The organism is Cyclobacterium xiamenense (assembly GCF_900109255.1).
GTDB lineage: Bacteria > Bacteroidota > Bacteroidia > Cytophagales > Cyclobacteriaceae > Cyclobacterium > Cyclobacterium xiamenense.
The window spans coordinates 1-15,907 of record NZ_FNZH01000003.1; the positions used below are offsets into that span (position 1 = coordinate 1).

Annotated in this window: 10 protein-coding genes; 3 read left to right on the forward strand and 7 right to left on the reverse strand. The window is 50.7% G+C overall.

Annotated features, from left to right (window positions below; genetic code table 11):
* The 5 genes from BMW71_RS09510 to BMW71_RS09530 form a co-directional block, all read right to left on the reverse strand.
* The coding region (locus BMW71_RS09510; RefSeq protein ID WP_218145578.1) for an Hsp20/alpha crystallin family protein at window positions 1-333 on the reverse strand (333 nt) is incomplete at its 3' end.
* Between the two features lie 178 nt (window positions 334-511).
* Window positions 512-1,786: a TRAP transporter large permease gene (locus BMW71_RS09515; protein ID WP_092172856.1), complete on the reverse strand. Its 1,275-nt coding sequence runs from the start codon at window positions 1,784-1,786 to the stop codon at window positions 512-514.
* Window positions 1,783-2,244 (reverse strand): TRAP transporter small permease, encoded by a 462-nt coding sequence (locus BMW71_RS09520; protein ID WP_092172859.1) that lies wholly within the window; start codon window positions 2,242-2,244, stop codon window positions 1,783-1,785. Before BMW71_RS09520 ends, BMW71_RS09515 begins: the two co-directional genes overlap by 4 nt.
* On the reverse strand, window positions 2,241-3,245 hold the full coding sequence (locus BMW71_RS09525) for a TRAP transporter substrate-binding protein (RefSeq protein ID WP_244891135.1): 1,005 nt from the start codon (window positions 3,243-3,245) through the stop codon (window positions 2,241-2,243). Before BMW71_RS09525 ends, BMW71_RS09520 begins: the two co-directional genes overlap by 4 nt.
* Before the next feature lie 73 nt (window positions 3,246-3,318).
* A complete protein-coding gene (locus tag BMW71_RS09530) occupies window positions 3,319-8,589 on the reverse strand; it encodes a lamin tail domain-containing protein (protein ID WP_092172865.1) in 5,271 nt (1,756 codons plus the stop codon).
* Between the two features lie 102 nt (window positions 8,590-8,691).
* On the opposite strand from BMW71_RS09530, the gene BMW71_RS09535 reads away from it, so the two are divergent.
* From BMW71_RS09535 to BMW71_RS09545, 3 genes are all read left to right on the forward strand, one after another.
* A complete protein-coding gene (locus BMW71_RS09535; RefSeq protein WP_092174757.1) occupies window positions 8,692-9,681 on the forward strand; it encodes an aspartate-semialdehyde dehydrogenase in 990 nt (329 codons plus the stop codon).
* Window positions 9,682-10,869, forward strand: coding sequence for a THUMP-like domain-containing protein (locus BMW71_RS09540; RefSeq protein ID WP_244891136.1), 1,188 nt, complete (start codon window positions 9,682-9,684; stop codon window positions 10,867-10,869). It abuts the gene before it with no gap.
* An 800-nt stretch (window positions 10,870-11,669) separates the two neighbouring features.
* A complete protein-coding gene (locus tag BMW71_RS09545) occupies window positions 11,670-12,602 on the forward strand; it encodes a sugar phosphate isomerase/epimerase family protein (protein ID WP_092172868.1) in 933 nt (310 codons plus the stop codon).
* On the opposite strand, the gene BMW71_RS09550 is transcribed toward BMW71_RS09545, so the two are convergent.
* Together BMW71_RS09550 and infB are read right to left on the reverse strand one after the other, a co-directional pair.
* A complete protein-coding gene (locus BMW71_RS09550) occupies window positions 12,599-12,793 on the reverse strand; it encodes a hypothetical protein (RefSeq protein WP_092172870.1) in 195 nt (64 codons plus the stop codon). The two genes, BMW71_RS09545 and BMW71_RS09550, sit on opposite strands and share 4 nt — an antisense overlap.
* Before the next feature lie 95 nt (window positions 12,794-12,888).
* Window positions 12,889-15,837 (reverse strand): translation initiation factor IF-2, encoded by a 2,949-nt coding sequence (gene infB, locus BMW71_RS09555; protein ID WP_092172873.1) that lies wholly within the window; start codon window positions 15,835-15,837, stop codon window positions 12,889-12,891.
* Window positions 15,838-15,907: the final 70 nt, after the last annotated feature.

A 15,907-nucleotide genomic window follows, 5' to 3' on the forward strand; every position in this document is an offset into this window, starting at 1 on the left:
AAATGACCTTTGGAAGGACGCGTAGTGGAATTCCCGTCTGGTTACCTGATCTTTTTCTTCTTGCGCTTCGGTTTTCCTTTCGGAAGCGATCACCAGGTGCTCATTTTCATAAGAGATGTTGAAATCTTCTTTTTTCAAGCCGGGAACGGCCAGTTCAAGCAGGTAATTCTTTTCATTTTCTTTGATATTTACCGCCGGTACGCTGGCCTTGAAACGGCTCAGGGGAGCACCCAAATCAAAAGCCGAAGGCATGTCAAATAGCCTGTCAAACAAATTGTCAAAGGCAGGTACTTGAGATTTTTTTCCGTTGTTTGCTACTTTCATTAATGTCATGGCGTTATTGGTTTTTTGTTTTCTACTTCGATTACATTCCCTCCAATTCAAAACAGATGCCATTCCAGGAAACTAGGTAAATAACTGATTAATAAGACAATACGGCAGTTAGTAGCAAGCGATGTCCGTCAAAATGACAAAAAAATAGCCATTATATGACAACATGTCTATCTCGGTTTCATTCGTAAAAAAGTCCGGGAAGCCATAGGCTCACGGCCGGAACATAGGTTACCAGTGCCAGCACCAACAGGCTGACCAACAAAAAGGGCAAGCCAGCACGGGCAATTTTCTCAAGAGATACACCGCCAATACTTGAGGCCACAAACAAGCAAACCCCCACGGGAGGAGTGGTAAGGCCGATTACCAGATTAAAGACCATGATAATGGCAAATTGGACAGGGTCTACTCCAACCTGAACGGCAACGCCTAACAGGACAGGAAACAGTATAAGCAGTGCGGCAATGGTTTCCATAAATGCCCCTACCACGATCAGCAGCAGGTTGATCAATAGCAGGAGTAGCCATTTATTCTCGGTAAGTTGCAGAAGGGTACTTGCAATTTGCTGGGGAAGTTCTTCCACCGTCATGATCCAGGCAAACAGGTTTGCGAAGCCGACGAGGACCATCAGGGCGGCCGTGGTCTTGGCCGAGTTCAGTAGAATTTCCGGTATGCGTTTAAAGGTCAGGTCTTTGTAAACCCACAGTCCGATTCCCATGGCATAGATCACGGCCACGATGGAAGCCTCGGTAGGAGTGAAAACACCGCCGATAATGCCAAAAAGGATGAGCAGGGTCATCATCAGTGCCCAGAATGCCTGAAAGAAACTTTTGACGATGAGAACCATCGATTTCCGATCGCTTTTTGGGTAATTCTTTTTCACAGCGATCAAATAAGCGGTGAGCAAAAATCCCAGCCCAAGTAGCAAGCCAGGCACAATGCCTGCGACAAACAATCGACCAACGGAAAGGCCGGTAAGGGTGGCCGCAATAATCATGGGAAGGCTGGGAGGGATGATGGGGCCAATGGTGGAAGAGGAAGCTGTTACTGCACAGGAAAAGGGAGCATCGTAGCCCTCCTTTTTCATTGCAGGGATCATGACCGAGCCGATACTGGCGGTATCCGCTATGGCCGTTCCGGATATGCCCCCAAAAAGCATGGATGCCCCCACATTTGCCAATCCCAGCCCGCCACGAATATGCCCTAGTAAAGCATTGCAAAAATGGATGATTCGTTGGGTGATCCCTCCGGCATTCATCAGGTTGCCTGCCAAAATAAAACCGGGGATGGACAACAGCACAAATACGTCAATGCCGGCATACATTTTTTGGGGAATGACCATCAGCGGAATATCACTGAAAAGCAGGTAGCTAAATGCAGCGATTCCCAACGAAAAGGCAATCGGAAAGCCAAGAATCAGTAGCAGCAGAAAAACAATAAAAAGGAGGGCGGTCATTTTAGCTTTTTTAGTAATTCCAACAATGCGTACAAACCAGTAAAAAGGCCCATGAGGGCCATGGACGCATACATAAAGGCCATGTTGAGGTTCATCGCCGGTGACTTTTGCAGACTGACAATCTCCATGAGTGGTATGCTAAAGATGAATTGGGTTCCCATCAGAATCAGCACGAAAAGCAACACGACCGCTTCCATGCGGGCCTTTGCTTTTGGGGCCAGCCTGTCCAAAAAGGTGTTCACACGCACGTATCCCTCATCTTTTATGGAAAGTGCGGCACCCACGCTGATCAGGTAAATAAAACTAAACCTCGCCAGCTCCTCCGTCCAGTTTGGAGACCAGGGCAGGGCGTATCTGGCCACTACCTGAAGCAATACCACCCCAATCATCAGAAAAAAGCTTGCAGTCACAAAATGCCCGAGTATTTTGTCGAGTAGGGGAAAGTCGGTTTTTCTCATGGCACCTCCTGAATTCGTTTCAGCAAATCTATCTGATCCTCGTTAAAAGAGTTTACCACCGCCTTTGTAGCGGCTTCCTGAAATGCCTGCTTGTCCACCTCTATGAACTCCATTCCTTTATTCACCAGAAATTGGTAGTCTTTTTTTTCCTGTATTAGAAATAATTCGTGCTCGTATTCCTGCATGATCCCGGCAGCCGTGTCAATGACTTCCTGGAGATCCGGTGGCAACATGCGGTACTTTTTATCGCTCATGACCACATAGGCCCAGCTTTTTACGTGCTCCGTCAGCATGCAGTATTTTTGTACCTCGTATAGCCCGGCATCTTTGATCAGCGCGAAGGGGTTTTCTTGTCCATGGATGGTGGATTGCTGCAAGGCGGTAAATACTTCTGAAAAGGCCATGGGAGTAGGCTTTGCTCCCAGTGCACTCCAGGTGTCTACATACAGCGATACCGCCGGGACACGAAGGATCATCCCCTGCAATTCATCCGGATGCCTGATCGGCCGGTTAGCGGTTAAGTTTCGGGCTCCCCGCTCAAACCAGGCGATGGGACGAAACCCGGCTATATCCAGAATGTGTTGTTCGATCTCCTTTCCCAGGGGTCCCCCGGCTACTTTCTTGAGATGATCGGAATCCCGGATGGCGAAGGGGGTGGCGCACAAGATGGATTTGGGGAGGCTCCAGCTTTGCAGGGATTCTCCCGTGATCATGATATCTGCACTTCCTACCAAAAGGCCCGTAAGCACATCCATCTCTTTCCCCAACTGTTCGTTGGGATATACGTTTACTTCGATTCTCCCGTTGGATCGGGTTTTTACCTCTTCGGCAAATTTTAAACTGGCTTTGTGCCAGCCGTGTTCCCGATTGGCCAGGTGACCGAAACGCAGAACAAACTCGGGCTTTTTTCCCTCCCTGGGCTGGCAGGCAGCCAGCTGGAGCGCAAAGGCGAGGAGAAATACCTGAAAACAGCATGTTGGGTTCATGGATACGGCTCTCAAACAGGTAAAAGGGTTTCATTCAATGGTAATTCGTCCCAAAGTACAAAAATTATTCGCCCAGGACATTTTATTTTCAAAATTTAGCACCCACCACCACGGTTTTTTTCAGATGCTGTACCTGCCCGTTGGGATGAACCAGTTCTGCCGAAAGGATGTAATAGCCTGCATTCACCTTTTCTCCCCGTTCGTTACTGCCATCCCAGGTATAAAATCCTTCGGCTCCCCAGATGGCGTTCTCACACAACACCTTCACCGGAACTCCGGTAGGCGTGAAGATACGAAGGGTGGCCTGAAATCCAGGCGTTTGCATGGTATACGATATGGTTGTAAATGGTTGTTCACCGGCAGCCATGGGAACAAATACCTCTGGAGTAACCGCAATGCCAACTGTGGAACCGCCCGGCACGAATACCTGGGAATTTTTGGCGCCGGGACTGGCATGGCCAACATGCGCACCGGCCGAATGCCAGTTTTCCCGGTCGTTCGTCGGAGCAGCTACCGAATACCTTTCCAGGGAAATTCCCTTGACATCCCGCAGGAAGGCATGGTGAAAATCTTCGTCATAGTCCAGTCGTTCCACCCAGTTTTCATCGGGGTCCAGCAGAATGACCGTTCCGGATCGAATCGGATAGCTGGGCAAGCTCATTTCCACAAATTTTTCCCGGTCATTGAGGGGGTACCGTTCCGCTAGTCGCTGTGCATCGGTCGTCACTACCAGGTAGTCAAACGGATCCAGTATCAGATTGCCTCCTGCGATAACCCGACGGTTACTAATTTCTCCGTCGGTAGCATTGGCCAGTTTCCAGTTTTTCAGGTTCAGGTACTTTTCAGAATTATTGTAAATCTCTACAAATTTTGGAACGCCCGTATCCGGATTGAAAAGAATTTCGTTCAACAGCAAATCACCCTCTTCGGCGACACCGGGTATTTTCAGCCACAATTCAGCAGCCGCCGGATCAAGGGAATTGCCCGAACAGTCTCGCCAATTTTCTGCCGTCAACAAATAGGCCTGGTTCTGCTGCAAGGGTTCCTTCAACACCAATACCCATTGGAATTGATCCAAGGAATCGCTGTAAGTTGCCCGTATTTCCCGCTCCGGAGTCAATCGGAAGGAACTTCCTTCGTTATGGGGGCCTACCGGTTTTGAAAATCGTAGCAGAATCCGGTAATCGTCTTCCGGAATGGCGGAAAGCAGGCGGGGTGCCGTCCGGTCGGGACTGTCATCGAAAACCGCATTTGGCTGACCGGGAGTACCCTTGTTTTCGCTAATCGATGGGGCATAGTTGGTTTCAGATTCGCAGGGATACCATGGATTGATCACTTCCAGACTAAAGCCATTGGTCGAGATTTCACTGCCCAGGGGCATCCCGGGATTGTAATAGACGCGGTCCACCAGAAGTCCCTGCGTATTTTTCAGGCTGATCACATCCCCGCTGTTCAAGAGCGTGGGCCAGGATTTGAGGCCAAGCACAGGGCCAAAGCGAGAGAAGGCTTCCGTCATGCTCTCCGGACAAAGAATGAGGAATTGTCCCGGAGCCACACTGGCACGCGGAAGCGTGGTTTCGGCACGGCTATTGGAAAGCACCATGCCGCCTAAAGGAAAAGTTAGCTCCGTGGGATTGAATAACTCCAGGTATTCCGCTTCAGGTAGTACGTTTCCGGCACGCGGAGCGGGCATCACTTCGTTAATGATTAGCTCCTTGAACCTGGGAATTTGTGGAGATTGGTAGGGAAATGCCAGCTCTATGGGAGCAATTGTGTTCCCATCCAGGTCCTCCAATGCCTCAATACGCAGCCGGATATTCTGCCCCTCTTCCCAGCCCGCTTCAAACGTAAGTAACACCCGGTCTCCCTGACCTTCCACCGAGACCCAGGAGGGGGATTCCCCATTTACCGAATAAAAACTGGGGACCACTGCTAGAACCGGATTGAGTTCTTTGTCAAAATGTAGGAGAAGTTGGTTGGCGGGTAGCGGGTCTACCTCAAGTAACTCCGGGGGTAATGGATTCCAGGAAAAGCTCCGCAGGCTCCCAGGTAGTAGCGTACCGTTTTCAGTCAATCTCGGAGGAATTTGAAGTGTCCAAACGGTTCCCGCCGGTATGGGTACATCCAAAATTACCTGAATTTGATCGGGCCTGCTTTGGTTCAGAAGGGCCTCAGGCTGCAATTCCTCTTCCAAAACCAGGAAATCACCCATCCAGGGCTGGGTAGTGTCCAGAGACTCTTGCTGCCTGATGCGAAGCAATTGGCCCTGTTCCATCCATAAATCCAGAATGCCGTCGTGGTAGGCAAGGGATGCTTCGTGCGGCCTGCTGGATTTTCCTTCGGAGGTGTTAACCGCTGCAACAGCGATCGAAACCGTATCCCCCAGGCTAAGCGTTTCTTGCAATAATAACGATACCTGGTATCCATTTTCCGATAGGTGTACCTCCTTGGGTGGGCGGCTACCAATTCGGTAATTCTCGGGAAATAGCACCGTACCCGGATCGGGAAAATCGGTAAAGGTGATTTCCAGGGTTTGTTGATCCCAAATGCTGGTTTTACTAACAGCAAAGAGGGAATGGTTCAGCGCGTATTCCAGGTTCTGGCTGATTTCTCCGGACCGAGCCTGGACGAGCGGAACCCGGAGGCGAAGTACTTCGTCCGTCAGCGGGCGTTGTGTAAGCAGGCTGAGGTATTTGCCCGTTGCATCCAGGGAAAAGATTGTTTCTAACCGCTGGTTTACCAGGACGGAATCCGGAAGTTCGATGGCTTTGCTCCATTCTAGTTTCAGTTCATAGGGAGACAGCAGAAAGGCGGTGTCAATCCGCGGGGCAAGCGTGTCCCAGGTAAAGGACCTGTGGATGCTCGATGCCATTTCTTCTCCGAACCGATCCCGTAAATGGCGTAGTTGAATTCGGTAGGTTTTTCCAGGAATAAAATCGTTAGCGAAGGCGAGCTGTACCCTGTCGGGGCTGGGCAGCGAGATTTCTTCTGGCAATCCGATGCCCTCGTTTACTTCGTAGAATTGGGGAACGGCCGCCCATTTGGGATCCAGGGGTTTGTTGAATTCCAGCAAGAGGCTGCGCGAGGAGGGGATTTCGAGGCGGCTAAGCTGTATCGGACGGGTATCCCACCGCAGCGGTGCATGAAAAGTAAAGCGCTCCTTTCCTTGCTCATCGCTGATACCGGTGATTTCCAGCTGGAAGTCTTGGTTTTGAGGAAGCTCGCGGTCGAAAACCAAGACCAATCCAGCGGCTTCACCTGCGGCCGGCAATACCCTACTGGGCCGAATAGCGGCCGGAAGTAAGAAATAATTGTCCGGATTCCGTACGGTTCCTTCTGCTACGGCACCGGCAAACTGCAGGCCAAGGCTGGTTGGAGAATCGAAAAACAGGCTGTCCAGAAAATTTTCCCAGGCAAACGAAGCGACCGATTCCGATTGACTATTGCCGTACCCGTCGGCAATACCATTTACCTGCAGGGTGTATTCCGATCCCGGTTGAAAGGTCCCGTCGACCTGCAAGCGCACTTGATTTGGCTCGCTTTCGTGGATTTGAGCTGCGGTTATAGTGAGCGTACTGTTTTCCAGTCCGTAATTTTCCGGTTCGGAAGCCGAGGCCGGCTCCAGGGCTTCGTCAAAGACCAGCAAAAGCCTGTTTTCTGAGACCCCCCACACCGATAAAAGCCGGGGAGCGGTCGCATCAAATACAAAGGATAAGGTGTCGGATTCCAGGGGCTGCCCAAAGCAATCGATCATCGGTCCCGATTCGAGCAAATAGGTAGTTTCCGAAATCAGGGGTTCCGGGAGGCCCAGTTCCAGGCTGTGGGCCCTGTACTGCAACACCTGAAGGGGAAGTCCGGAGATGGAGAACGAGGGAGGTTCGGCCGGTTCCGGGGGCAATGCTTTGGAAAAACTGACGCGAATTCGTTCCGCTGAGAGCGGCTGTACCGCTACCATGGCAAACGGCCGGGTATCCGGTTCTTCACGAAAGACGGCATTTTGCGTTCCGGGGCTCCCTCCTGTCGGAGCGGTAGATGCCAGCCAGTTGAATTGATCGCTGCAGGCCTGGAAGGGATTGATCCGCTCCAGGGCCCAGCCTCCATTGATTTTTTCGGGGTCCCGGTAGAATGCTTCGGAATAGGTCAGGCTGTCGATCAGGTTTGAGAAACCGTCCCGGATGCGGATGGTTCCCGATGCATTGGGCAAGGTACGAAAAGGGTCGACCACAGCTACCTGCCCGAAGCCTTCCAGAAGCGGTTTTGTAGCTGGCGAGCAAAGAATCAGGTAGGAAAGTGGCGCGATGACCCGCTCTTCGATGGGCACCCCGTTGTAGGTAAACTCACGTAGCAGGAGGGGTCTGTCCAGGCGGTTGTACAATTCAATGTATTCGGCATTCGCAGCGGTAGGCAATAACGGTTCGGGAGGGACCCTACCTTTTGGATTGGGGTCTGCCATGACTTCATTGATGATCAGGGCACCGACAGGGGTGGGCCTGTGGATGGAAAATGTGAACGCCCAGTCATCCAGGAGCTGCCCCGTTTCCCTTACCTCAAGCTGCTCAAATTGGATGCGGTATTCGTTGGTATACAAGGGACGATCGAATTCCAGGTGCATTTCCCCGGCTTCGGGCTGACGGATTGACCGCGGTGTTCCGTAGCGGTTATTCAGTAGTACGCCTTCTTTCAGCAGTTGAAGCGGCTGGTTGAACTGCAGGGATAGGATGTTTTCTGCCACAAGGCTTGCCTCAGTCAGGGTCAGTTCTCCCGCTTGCGCGGCCCCGCCTTCAACGGAGAAATCGTCCAGAAAAAGTCGTGCGGCTGTACCCGAACCTGGCCCATATTCCACTTCCAGGAGAACGGTTACCGCGGCAGTATGTGCGAATTCTGCGGGAACCGGGAGGGAGTACGCGGCAAAAGGACGGTCTTCGTTCGGAAACGTCCCAATATCTCCCAGCGGAATACGTTCGCTAAATCCCTGCGCCAAATCGCTGGAAAACGACAGGTAAACCAGGGCCGGACGGGTACCCGAGCCGTTTTTTGCGGTGCGGGCTTGAAAGGAAATTCTGGGACCGTTTAGGCCAACAGTCGCTATTTTTATGTAAATTTGCGCACTGAAACTTGCAATGGGTTGCAATCCCAGGGCATTGGACTGGTTTACACCCTGCCCGCTGGCTTGAAATACCCGGGAAGGTCCGGAACGCAATTCGTTGGCAGACCAACCAGGCAAAAACTCCTCCGGATGGTTGACAAGCGTAAAACGTTCTTCGAAATCCTGGGTACGTGTTGGGTTTAAAACGGTAGGGAAAGCAAATCCTGGCAAGGAAAAAGTAATGAAGTATCCGATCAAAATGATGGCTTTCATAGATGGAATATAACAAATACCGTATAAAGCACGCGTAATTCAATGAAAAAAATTTTCCTGTGCATTTCTCAGGAAAGGAAAACCGGTCAAAAAATAGTCAAGATGAAGTTAGCCGTAGTGGGAGCCACCGGATTGGTAGGCTCCGAAATTTTGGAAGTGCTGGACGAGCACAATTTTGCATTCGACGAACTCCTTCTGGTCGCCTCTGAGCGTTCTGCGGGAAAAAAGATTGCGTTTAAGGGAAAGGAATATACGGTAATTGGCCTGAAACAGGCAGTGGAAGCGAAGCCGGATATTGCAATATTTTCAGCAGGGGGAGGTACTTCCCTGGAGTGGGCGCCTCGGTTTGCCGAAGCCGGTACCATCGTGATCGATAATTCTTCGGCCTGGAGAATGGACCCTACGAAAAAACTTATTGTCCCCGAAATTAACGGGAAAGCGTTGCGCATCGACGACCGTATCATTGCCAATCCCAACTGCTCCACCATTCAGATGGTGCTTGCGCTGGCCCCTTTGCGGAAAAAATACGGCATCAAGCGAATCGTGGTATCCACTTACCAATCGGTTACCGGAACGGGGAAAGATGCGGTCGATCAACTGATGGCGGAGCGAAAAGGGGAAGAAGCCACCATGGTCTACCCGTATAAAATCGATCTGAATGTATTGCCCCATATCGATGTGTTTCAGGAAAACGGCTACACCAAGGAGGAAATGAAGATGATCAATGAGACCAAAAAGATCTTCGACGACGATTCCATTCAGGTAACGGCTACTGCGGTCCGAATTCCGGTGATGGGAGGCCACTCCGAATCCGTCAATGTGGAATTCAAAAAAGATTTTGACCTGGAAGAGGTCCGGAAACTGCTGGGAGAAACCCCCGGTGTGGTGGTGCAGGACGATCCGGCCACCAATACCTACCCCATGCCCCTGCATGCCCACAAAAAGGACGAGGTGTTTGTTGGCCGACTGCGTCGGGATGAAACCCAGCCCAATACGCTTAACATGTGGATTGTGGCAGATAACCTTCGAAAGGGGGCGGCCACCAATGCCGTGCAAATAGCCGAATACCTGTTGGCACACAGCATGGCTTAAGTGAATCTGGAAGCGACCTATACCGCCGAACTGATGCAATTTGTGCAGGATCATCTGAATGAAGATCCTGCACAATTGCTTTTAAAGCAAAAAGAAATTCCGGGACTGGACCTCAAGGCAGCCGCTGCCCAAATAGCCCTGCGGCAGAAGGCAAGGCAAAAGTTGCCGAGTTGGGTTGTCCATCCACAACTTATTTTTCCGCCTGCCCTTTCGGTAGAGCAATGCTCGTCGGAACGTACGGCAAGGTACAAAGCCAGCTTGGTGCAGGGAACGACCCTGCTGGACCTGACCGGGGGCTTTGGCGTGGATACCGTCTATTTGGGTGAAAACAGCAAACGGGTGACCTATGTGGAGCGGCAGGAGGAGCTGGTAGCCCTGGCCCGGCGAAACCTTCCCTACTTTTTGAACAGCCAGCACTGTACCTTTGTGACGCAGGATGCGCTTGAATTTCTGCGGGAAACGCCGGAAACGTACGACCTGCTTTACGTAGATCCTGCGCGGAGGGGCATGGGCAATCAAAAATTACATCGCCTTCGGGACCTGGAGCCGGATCTGGTGCGTAACTGGGACGTATTGCAGCAAAAAGCCAGGGTCATTCTGGTAAAGGCTTCCCCCATGTTGGATATCAGCGAGGCCTGCAGGGAATTACCGGGAATCACCCAGGTACACGTACTCGGAGTAAAGAACGAGGTTAGGGAACTGCTGTTGCTGGCGGACGGCTCCGGAAAACCGCTGCGGATTGTAGCTGTGGAAATGCGGGAGGGAGAGACCTTTTCCTTTTCGTTTTCTCCGGAGGAGGAAGCCCTGGCTTGTCCCACATTTGCCTATCCTGGGAAATACCTGATCATCCCGTATGCCGCCCTTTTAAAAGCCGGGGCATTCAAAAGCTTTTCCGTAGCGCAGGGACTGGCCAAGTTGCATCCACACACCCACGTGTATACCACGGATCAGTTGCCGGAGGCAGTGCCTGGACGGGTATTTGAGGTGATGGAGCAAATTCGTCTGGATAAGAAAGTACTGAAAAAGCGATACCCGGAGGGTAAGGTGCACGTGATTTCCAAAAACCATCCCCTTAAAGCGGAGGCCTTTAAAAAGAAATTCCGTCTCCGGGACGGGGGAACGGAGTTTTTAATTGCGGCCACAGCAGTAGATGGGAAACCAGGGGTTTGGCGGTGCCGAATGGTTTGATGGCGCGAGGATCTGATCGGGGGATTTGAAAAAGACGGATAGGTGTTTTTGCGAATTCCCTGCAGCTTTGTTGGCGGTACTCGGCCATGTTTTTTTCGATCAATTGCCTACTAGCGATAGGCAGGGGTATTCTTGGGATAACGGGCTTCAGCCAAATTATTCCCCCTCGGATCGCCCAAATTCACCTTTCACAGGAAACTCTTACAACTCCCTGGAATAAGTGGGTTTTTTAATGATTGAGGGCAAATCAGCAACGCATCGACCATCTGATAGGGTTGGTTGCCGAACCCAACAAAAAGCACAAGCCCTTGCATTTCTTCCATTTTGGCAAAAGCCCGGGTGCTGTAATGATTGGCTTTTGAGGTATCTGGAAAGCCGCCTAATCCACTACCAATTGAACATTTTCTATGGTCAACCACAGCGTACAGTCAATAGAAAAAACCCTATTTTCTCTGATTTGACACAGGGGATTAATGGTTTCTTTCAAAATATTTCCAAATTCATTTGGGTGGGAGCGAGCCATCCCGTTTAAATCACTTTTTTTAAAGATGGTGGTGAAATCGTTAAGTAGACGTTATGCGGTTGGTTAGTTTTCAGGAAGATGTAGAAAGCCTTGTGTTGAATTTCTACAAATGGGTCCAACTATTCATAACATAGCGAATTATCTATTTTAAGGATTACCGAAAGCCCCGCGTCGATTTCGGAACTTCGCCGTCAATGACCATTTACTTTCAACACCAGGCGTATAAAGCTATTCCTTTTTTTCGTTATATTCCCTTTCCAAACCAAATAACCCAACCATGAACCGAAGAACCTTTACACGGAACAGCCTGTCTGCCCTGGGACTAGCGGTGGTAGCAGCCCCTGCTTTTGCCAGGATACGTCCCAAAGCCGCTGTACGCCTGGGTGGACCGATCTTTTCCAAACCCCAGGGGCCGGAGGAATGGGCCGCGGCTGTAAGGGCCAAAGGATTCCGTGCTGCCTATTGCCCGCTTCCCACCACGGCAAGTGCAGTGGAGATTCAGGCCTACGAAAGTGCGGCTAAAAAAGCAGACATTGTTATCGCTGAAGTGGGAGCCTGGAGCAATCCCATCAGCCCCGACGCCAACATGGCCCGGGAAGCCATGGAAAAGTGCATCCAGTCCCTGCACCTGGCCGAACGTATTGGCGCCAATTGTTGCGTAAACATCAGTGGTTCAAAAAACGCGGTTCACTGGGCCGGGCCGCATCGCGATAACCTCACGCAGGATACCTTCGATCAAATCGTAGAAGTAACGCGAAAAATCATCGATGCAGTGAAGCCGAAACGAACGTTTTTTGCACTGGAACCCATGCCCTGGGCCTTTCCCGACTCTGCAGACAGTTACCTGGATCTGATCCGGGCCATTGACCGCAAGGCCTTTGGTGTGCACATGGACCCCATGAACCTGATCGTAAGCCCCCGGTTGTTTTACGACAACGCCAACCTGATACGGGAGTGCTTTAAAAAACTGGGAGCTCATATCCGAAGTTGTCACGCCAAGGACATCGATCTCCGGCAGGATTATTACATGCCGCAATTTTCCGAAGTGCGACCGGGTCTGGGCCAGCTGGATTACCAGGTGTTTTTGCAGGAAGTAAGTCGGCTTGCGGACATACCCCTGATGATGGAGCACCTGAGCTCCGAAGAAGAGTACGACCTGGCTGCGGCGTATATTCGCGCAGAAGGGCTAAAAGTAGGTGTATCGGCCTAATAGCGTACGTTCTCCAGTAAAAGCCAGGTAAAAAGCAGCAAGAGGAAGGCGATTCCGTAGTATTTCAGGACCAGCAGGCGGTTGCTACGGTGCAGAAACCACAGCACCCAAACCGGCCGGATAAAGCCCAGCACTACCGCAAGGCCTGTCAGGAAGGTAAGGATTGTAAGACTGGCGAAAAGCGTTTCCATGAGCGGGATCCTAGGTTGATCGTCTTTTTTTCCAGCAAAAAAGGCTGTCGCGTATACGGGACAGCCTTTCTTTTCGGATTACATCTGCATGCGGATTATTTTTTCCTTTTAATTTCCTCCATTTTATACCCTTCAAAAGTATCTCCCACTTCGATATCGTTGAAACCTTTGATGGAAACTCCACATTCGTAGCCGTTTTTTACTTCGCTTACGTCGTCTTTGAAGCGTTTCAAGGCGCTAATTTCTCCCTCATGGATAACGATTCCATCCCTAATGATTCGGATCTTATTCTTGCGGTGAATGTAGCCATCAGTCACGTAGGAACCGGCGACAGTACCGACTTTGGAAATCTTGAATACTTCCCGGACTTCGATATTGCCCGTAATCACCTCTTCAAATTCAGGTTCCAACATTCCTTCAATGGCATCTTTGATTTGGTTAATGGCATCGTAAATGATGGAGTAGTGCCTGATTTCAATCTCTTCTTGTTCCGCCAGCCGTTTGGCATTGGCAGAGGGGCGTACCTGGAAACCAAGAATAATCGCATCGGAGGCAGAAGCAAGCAATACATCCGACTCGGATATTTGTCCCACACCTTGATGGATAATAGTTACTTTTACTTCGTCTTTTGACAGTTTGAGTAGGGAATCGGACAGGGCTTCCACAGATCCATCCACGTCTCCTTTGATGATGATGTTAAGCTCCTTGAAGCTGCCAATCGCCAGTCGCCTGCCGATTTCGTCCAGGGTGATGTGTTTTTTGGTTCGCAGACTCTGCTCTCGTTGGATTTGCTCGCGTGAATTGGCAATTTCCCGTGCTTCCCTTTCCGAATCGTAGACTTTAAACACGTCTCCGGCTTGCGGTGCACCTCCAAGGCCCAGTACCTGTACAGGAGTGGAGGGCCCTGCTTCGTCCACTTTTTTACCGAGGTGGTCAAACATGGCCTTGACCCGGCCGTAATGCTGTCCGGCGAGGATGGTGTCCCCTATCCGCAGCGTGCCAGCCTGTACCATGACGGTGGATACGTAACCCCTTCCTTTGTCCAGGGACGCTTCCACGACCGTACCCACTGCGTTCTTTTTGGGATTGGCTTTGAGTTCCAGGATTTCGGATTCGAGCAATACCTTTTCGAGCAGCTCATCTATGCCCAGACCGGTCTTGGCGGAGATTTCCTGGGATTGGTATTTACCTCCCCAATCTTCCACGAGCAAGTTCATGTTGGCAAGTTCTTCTTTGATTTTATCCGGATTGGCATTGGGCTTGTCCACTTTGTTGATAGCAAAAATCATCGGTACGCCCGCAACCTGGGCGTGATTAATCGCCTCCTTGGTCTGAGGCATCACGTTATCATCTGCCGCGATCACAATAATGGCCACATCCGTTATTTTGGCACCCCGGGCCCGCATGGCAGTAAATGCCTCGTGTCCCGGTGTATCCAGGAAGGCAATTTTATGCCCGTCATCGGTTTCTACATCATAGGCACCGATATGCTGGGTAATTCCTCCAGCTTCTCCGTGCGTCACCTTGGCCCTTCGGATAAAGTCCAGCAAGGAGGTTTTACCGTGGTCTACGTGTCCCATGATGGTGACAATCGGTGCTCGTTCCACCAACTCCTCCGGATCCTCTTCTACTTTTATCTCCGCTTCTTCTTCGTCGGATTTAGTAAATTCCACATCGTAGTTGAATTCATCTGCGATAATGGTGATGGCCTCTGCATCCAGTCGTTGGTTGATGGAGACAAACATCCCCAATCCCATACACACGGAAATGACCTCATTGACGGAAACGTCCATCAGGGAAGCCAGGTCGTTGGCAGAAATAAATTCGGTTACCTTCAGTACTCGGCTTTCTTCCGGCGCATCACTTACTTCTTTGGATCGGTCTGACCGCTTGTCTCTACGGTTTTTACCCTTTCCGCCGGATTTTCCCCCGCCCTGTAAACGGGCCAGGGTTTGTTTGATCTGGTCCTGTATTTCTTTCTGCGTAGGTTCTTCTTTCTGGAAGCGGGTATTTCCAGTGCCTCTGGCACCGGGTCTTGCTGCTGGTCCCCGGTTATTGCCTTTTCGGGCACCTGCTCCCGGACCCTTTCCTGCAGCTCCCGCTGCTGGACGGACTCCCTCAGGGCCCCGTGCGGGTCGGTTATCGATGCGTTTTCTCGGCCGCTTTTTCTTCTCTTTGTTTCGTTCGTCTGAAGAAGCCACCGGTTTGGTTTTCTTTTTCGGCTTGTCTTTTGGAAGTTCGATCTTACCCAGGACGGTCAGTCCTTTCAGGGAGTCTGCCTTTGCAGAAATCACCTTGTCCTTTTCGTCGGAGACTTCCGCTGGTTTAATTGTTTCAGCGGCCGGTTTTTCCGGTTCGGCTGGTTTTTCTTCTGCTTTTGCGGGCGTTTCAGGGGTGGATTTTTCTTCTTTCGGATCCGAAGCTTTTGGTGTACTTTCCGGTGTTTTGCTTTCCGGCTCCACTGGTTTTGCCTTTACTGGACTGCTGGCAGCGGGTTTTTCTATTTCTGCCGCTGGCTTCTCTACCTTTCTCTCCGTTTTGGTCTCTGGAGTTTCTTTGGCGGGGACTTCCGCTTTCGGTTCGGGTGTTTTTGCGGCTGCTTCGGGCTTCGGTTCGGCTGGTTTGCCAGCCTTTCCTTCCAAATCAATTTTCCCCACTACTTTGATTCCTTGAAGTTTGGGTGCTTCCGTGGAAATTTTTTCGGTATCTTTTTCTGTCGAAGGTTTTTCTTCGCGCGGGCTAGGAGTTGGCTTTTCCGGTTCCGGCTTTTTGATTTCCTTCTCCGGTTCGGATTCGGATTCAGCCTTTATGGTAAAGTTTTCGTTGTGTCTTTTGCCAATGGAAAGATGGGAGGCCTCTTCCTTCTCTTGAGCAGAAGACCGAAACTCTTTGGCAAGCATGTTGAAATGCTCCATACTTATTTTAGAGTTTGGGTTGCTTTCTACTTCAAAGCCCTTCTTCGCCATGGACTCCACGATGGTCGCTACACCTACGTTGAGCTTTCTGGCTACCTGGCCTAATCGCATCATTTTTTCTTCTGACATACTAATACCTATTCCTGTATTTTATTCTAATGCAAATATAAAGGGGATAACGTATAATCTATCGTTATTC

What these genes read in the sequence shown, in the direction of transcription:
- infB (WP_092172873.1), bottom strand. Translation starts at nt 15,837, where the DNA reads ATGTCAGAAGAAAAAATGATGCGATTAGGCCAGGTAGCCAGAAAGCTC.
- BMW71_RS09530 (WP_092172865.1), bottom strand. Translation starts at nt 8,589, where the DNA reads ATGAAAGCCATCATTTTGATCGGATACTTCATTACTTTTTCCTTGCCA.
- BMW71_RS09535 (WP_092174757.1), top strand. Translation starts at nt 8,692, where the DNA reads ATGAAGTTAGCCGTAGTGGGAGCCACCGGATTGGTAGGCTCCGAAATT.
- BMW71_RS09515 (WP_092172856.1), bottom strand. Translation starts at nt 1,786, where the DNA reads ATGACCGCCCTCCTTTTTATTGTTTTTCTGCTGCTACTGATTCTTGGC.
- BMW71_RS09545 (WP_092172868.1), top strand. Translation starts at nt 11,670, where the DNA reads ATGAACCGAAGAACCTTTACACGGAACAGCCTGTCTGCCCTGGGACTA.
- BMW71_RS09550 (WP_092172870.1), bottom strand. Translation starts at nt 12,793, where the DNA reads ATGGAAACGCTTTTCGCCAGTCTTACAATCCTTACCTTCCTGACAGGC.
- BMW71_RS09520 (WP_092172859.1), bottom strand. Translation starts at nt 2,244, where the DNA reads ATGAGAAAAACCGACTTTCCCCTACTCGACAAAATACTCGGGCATTTT.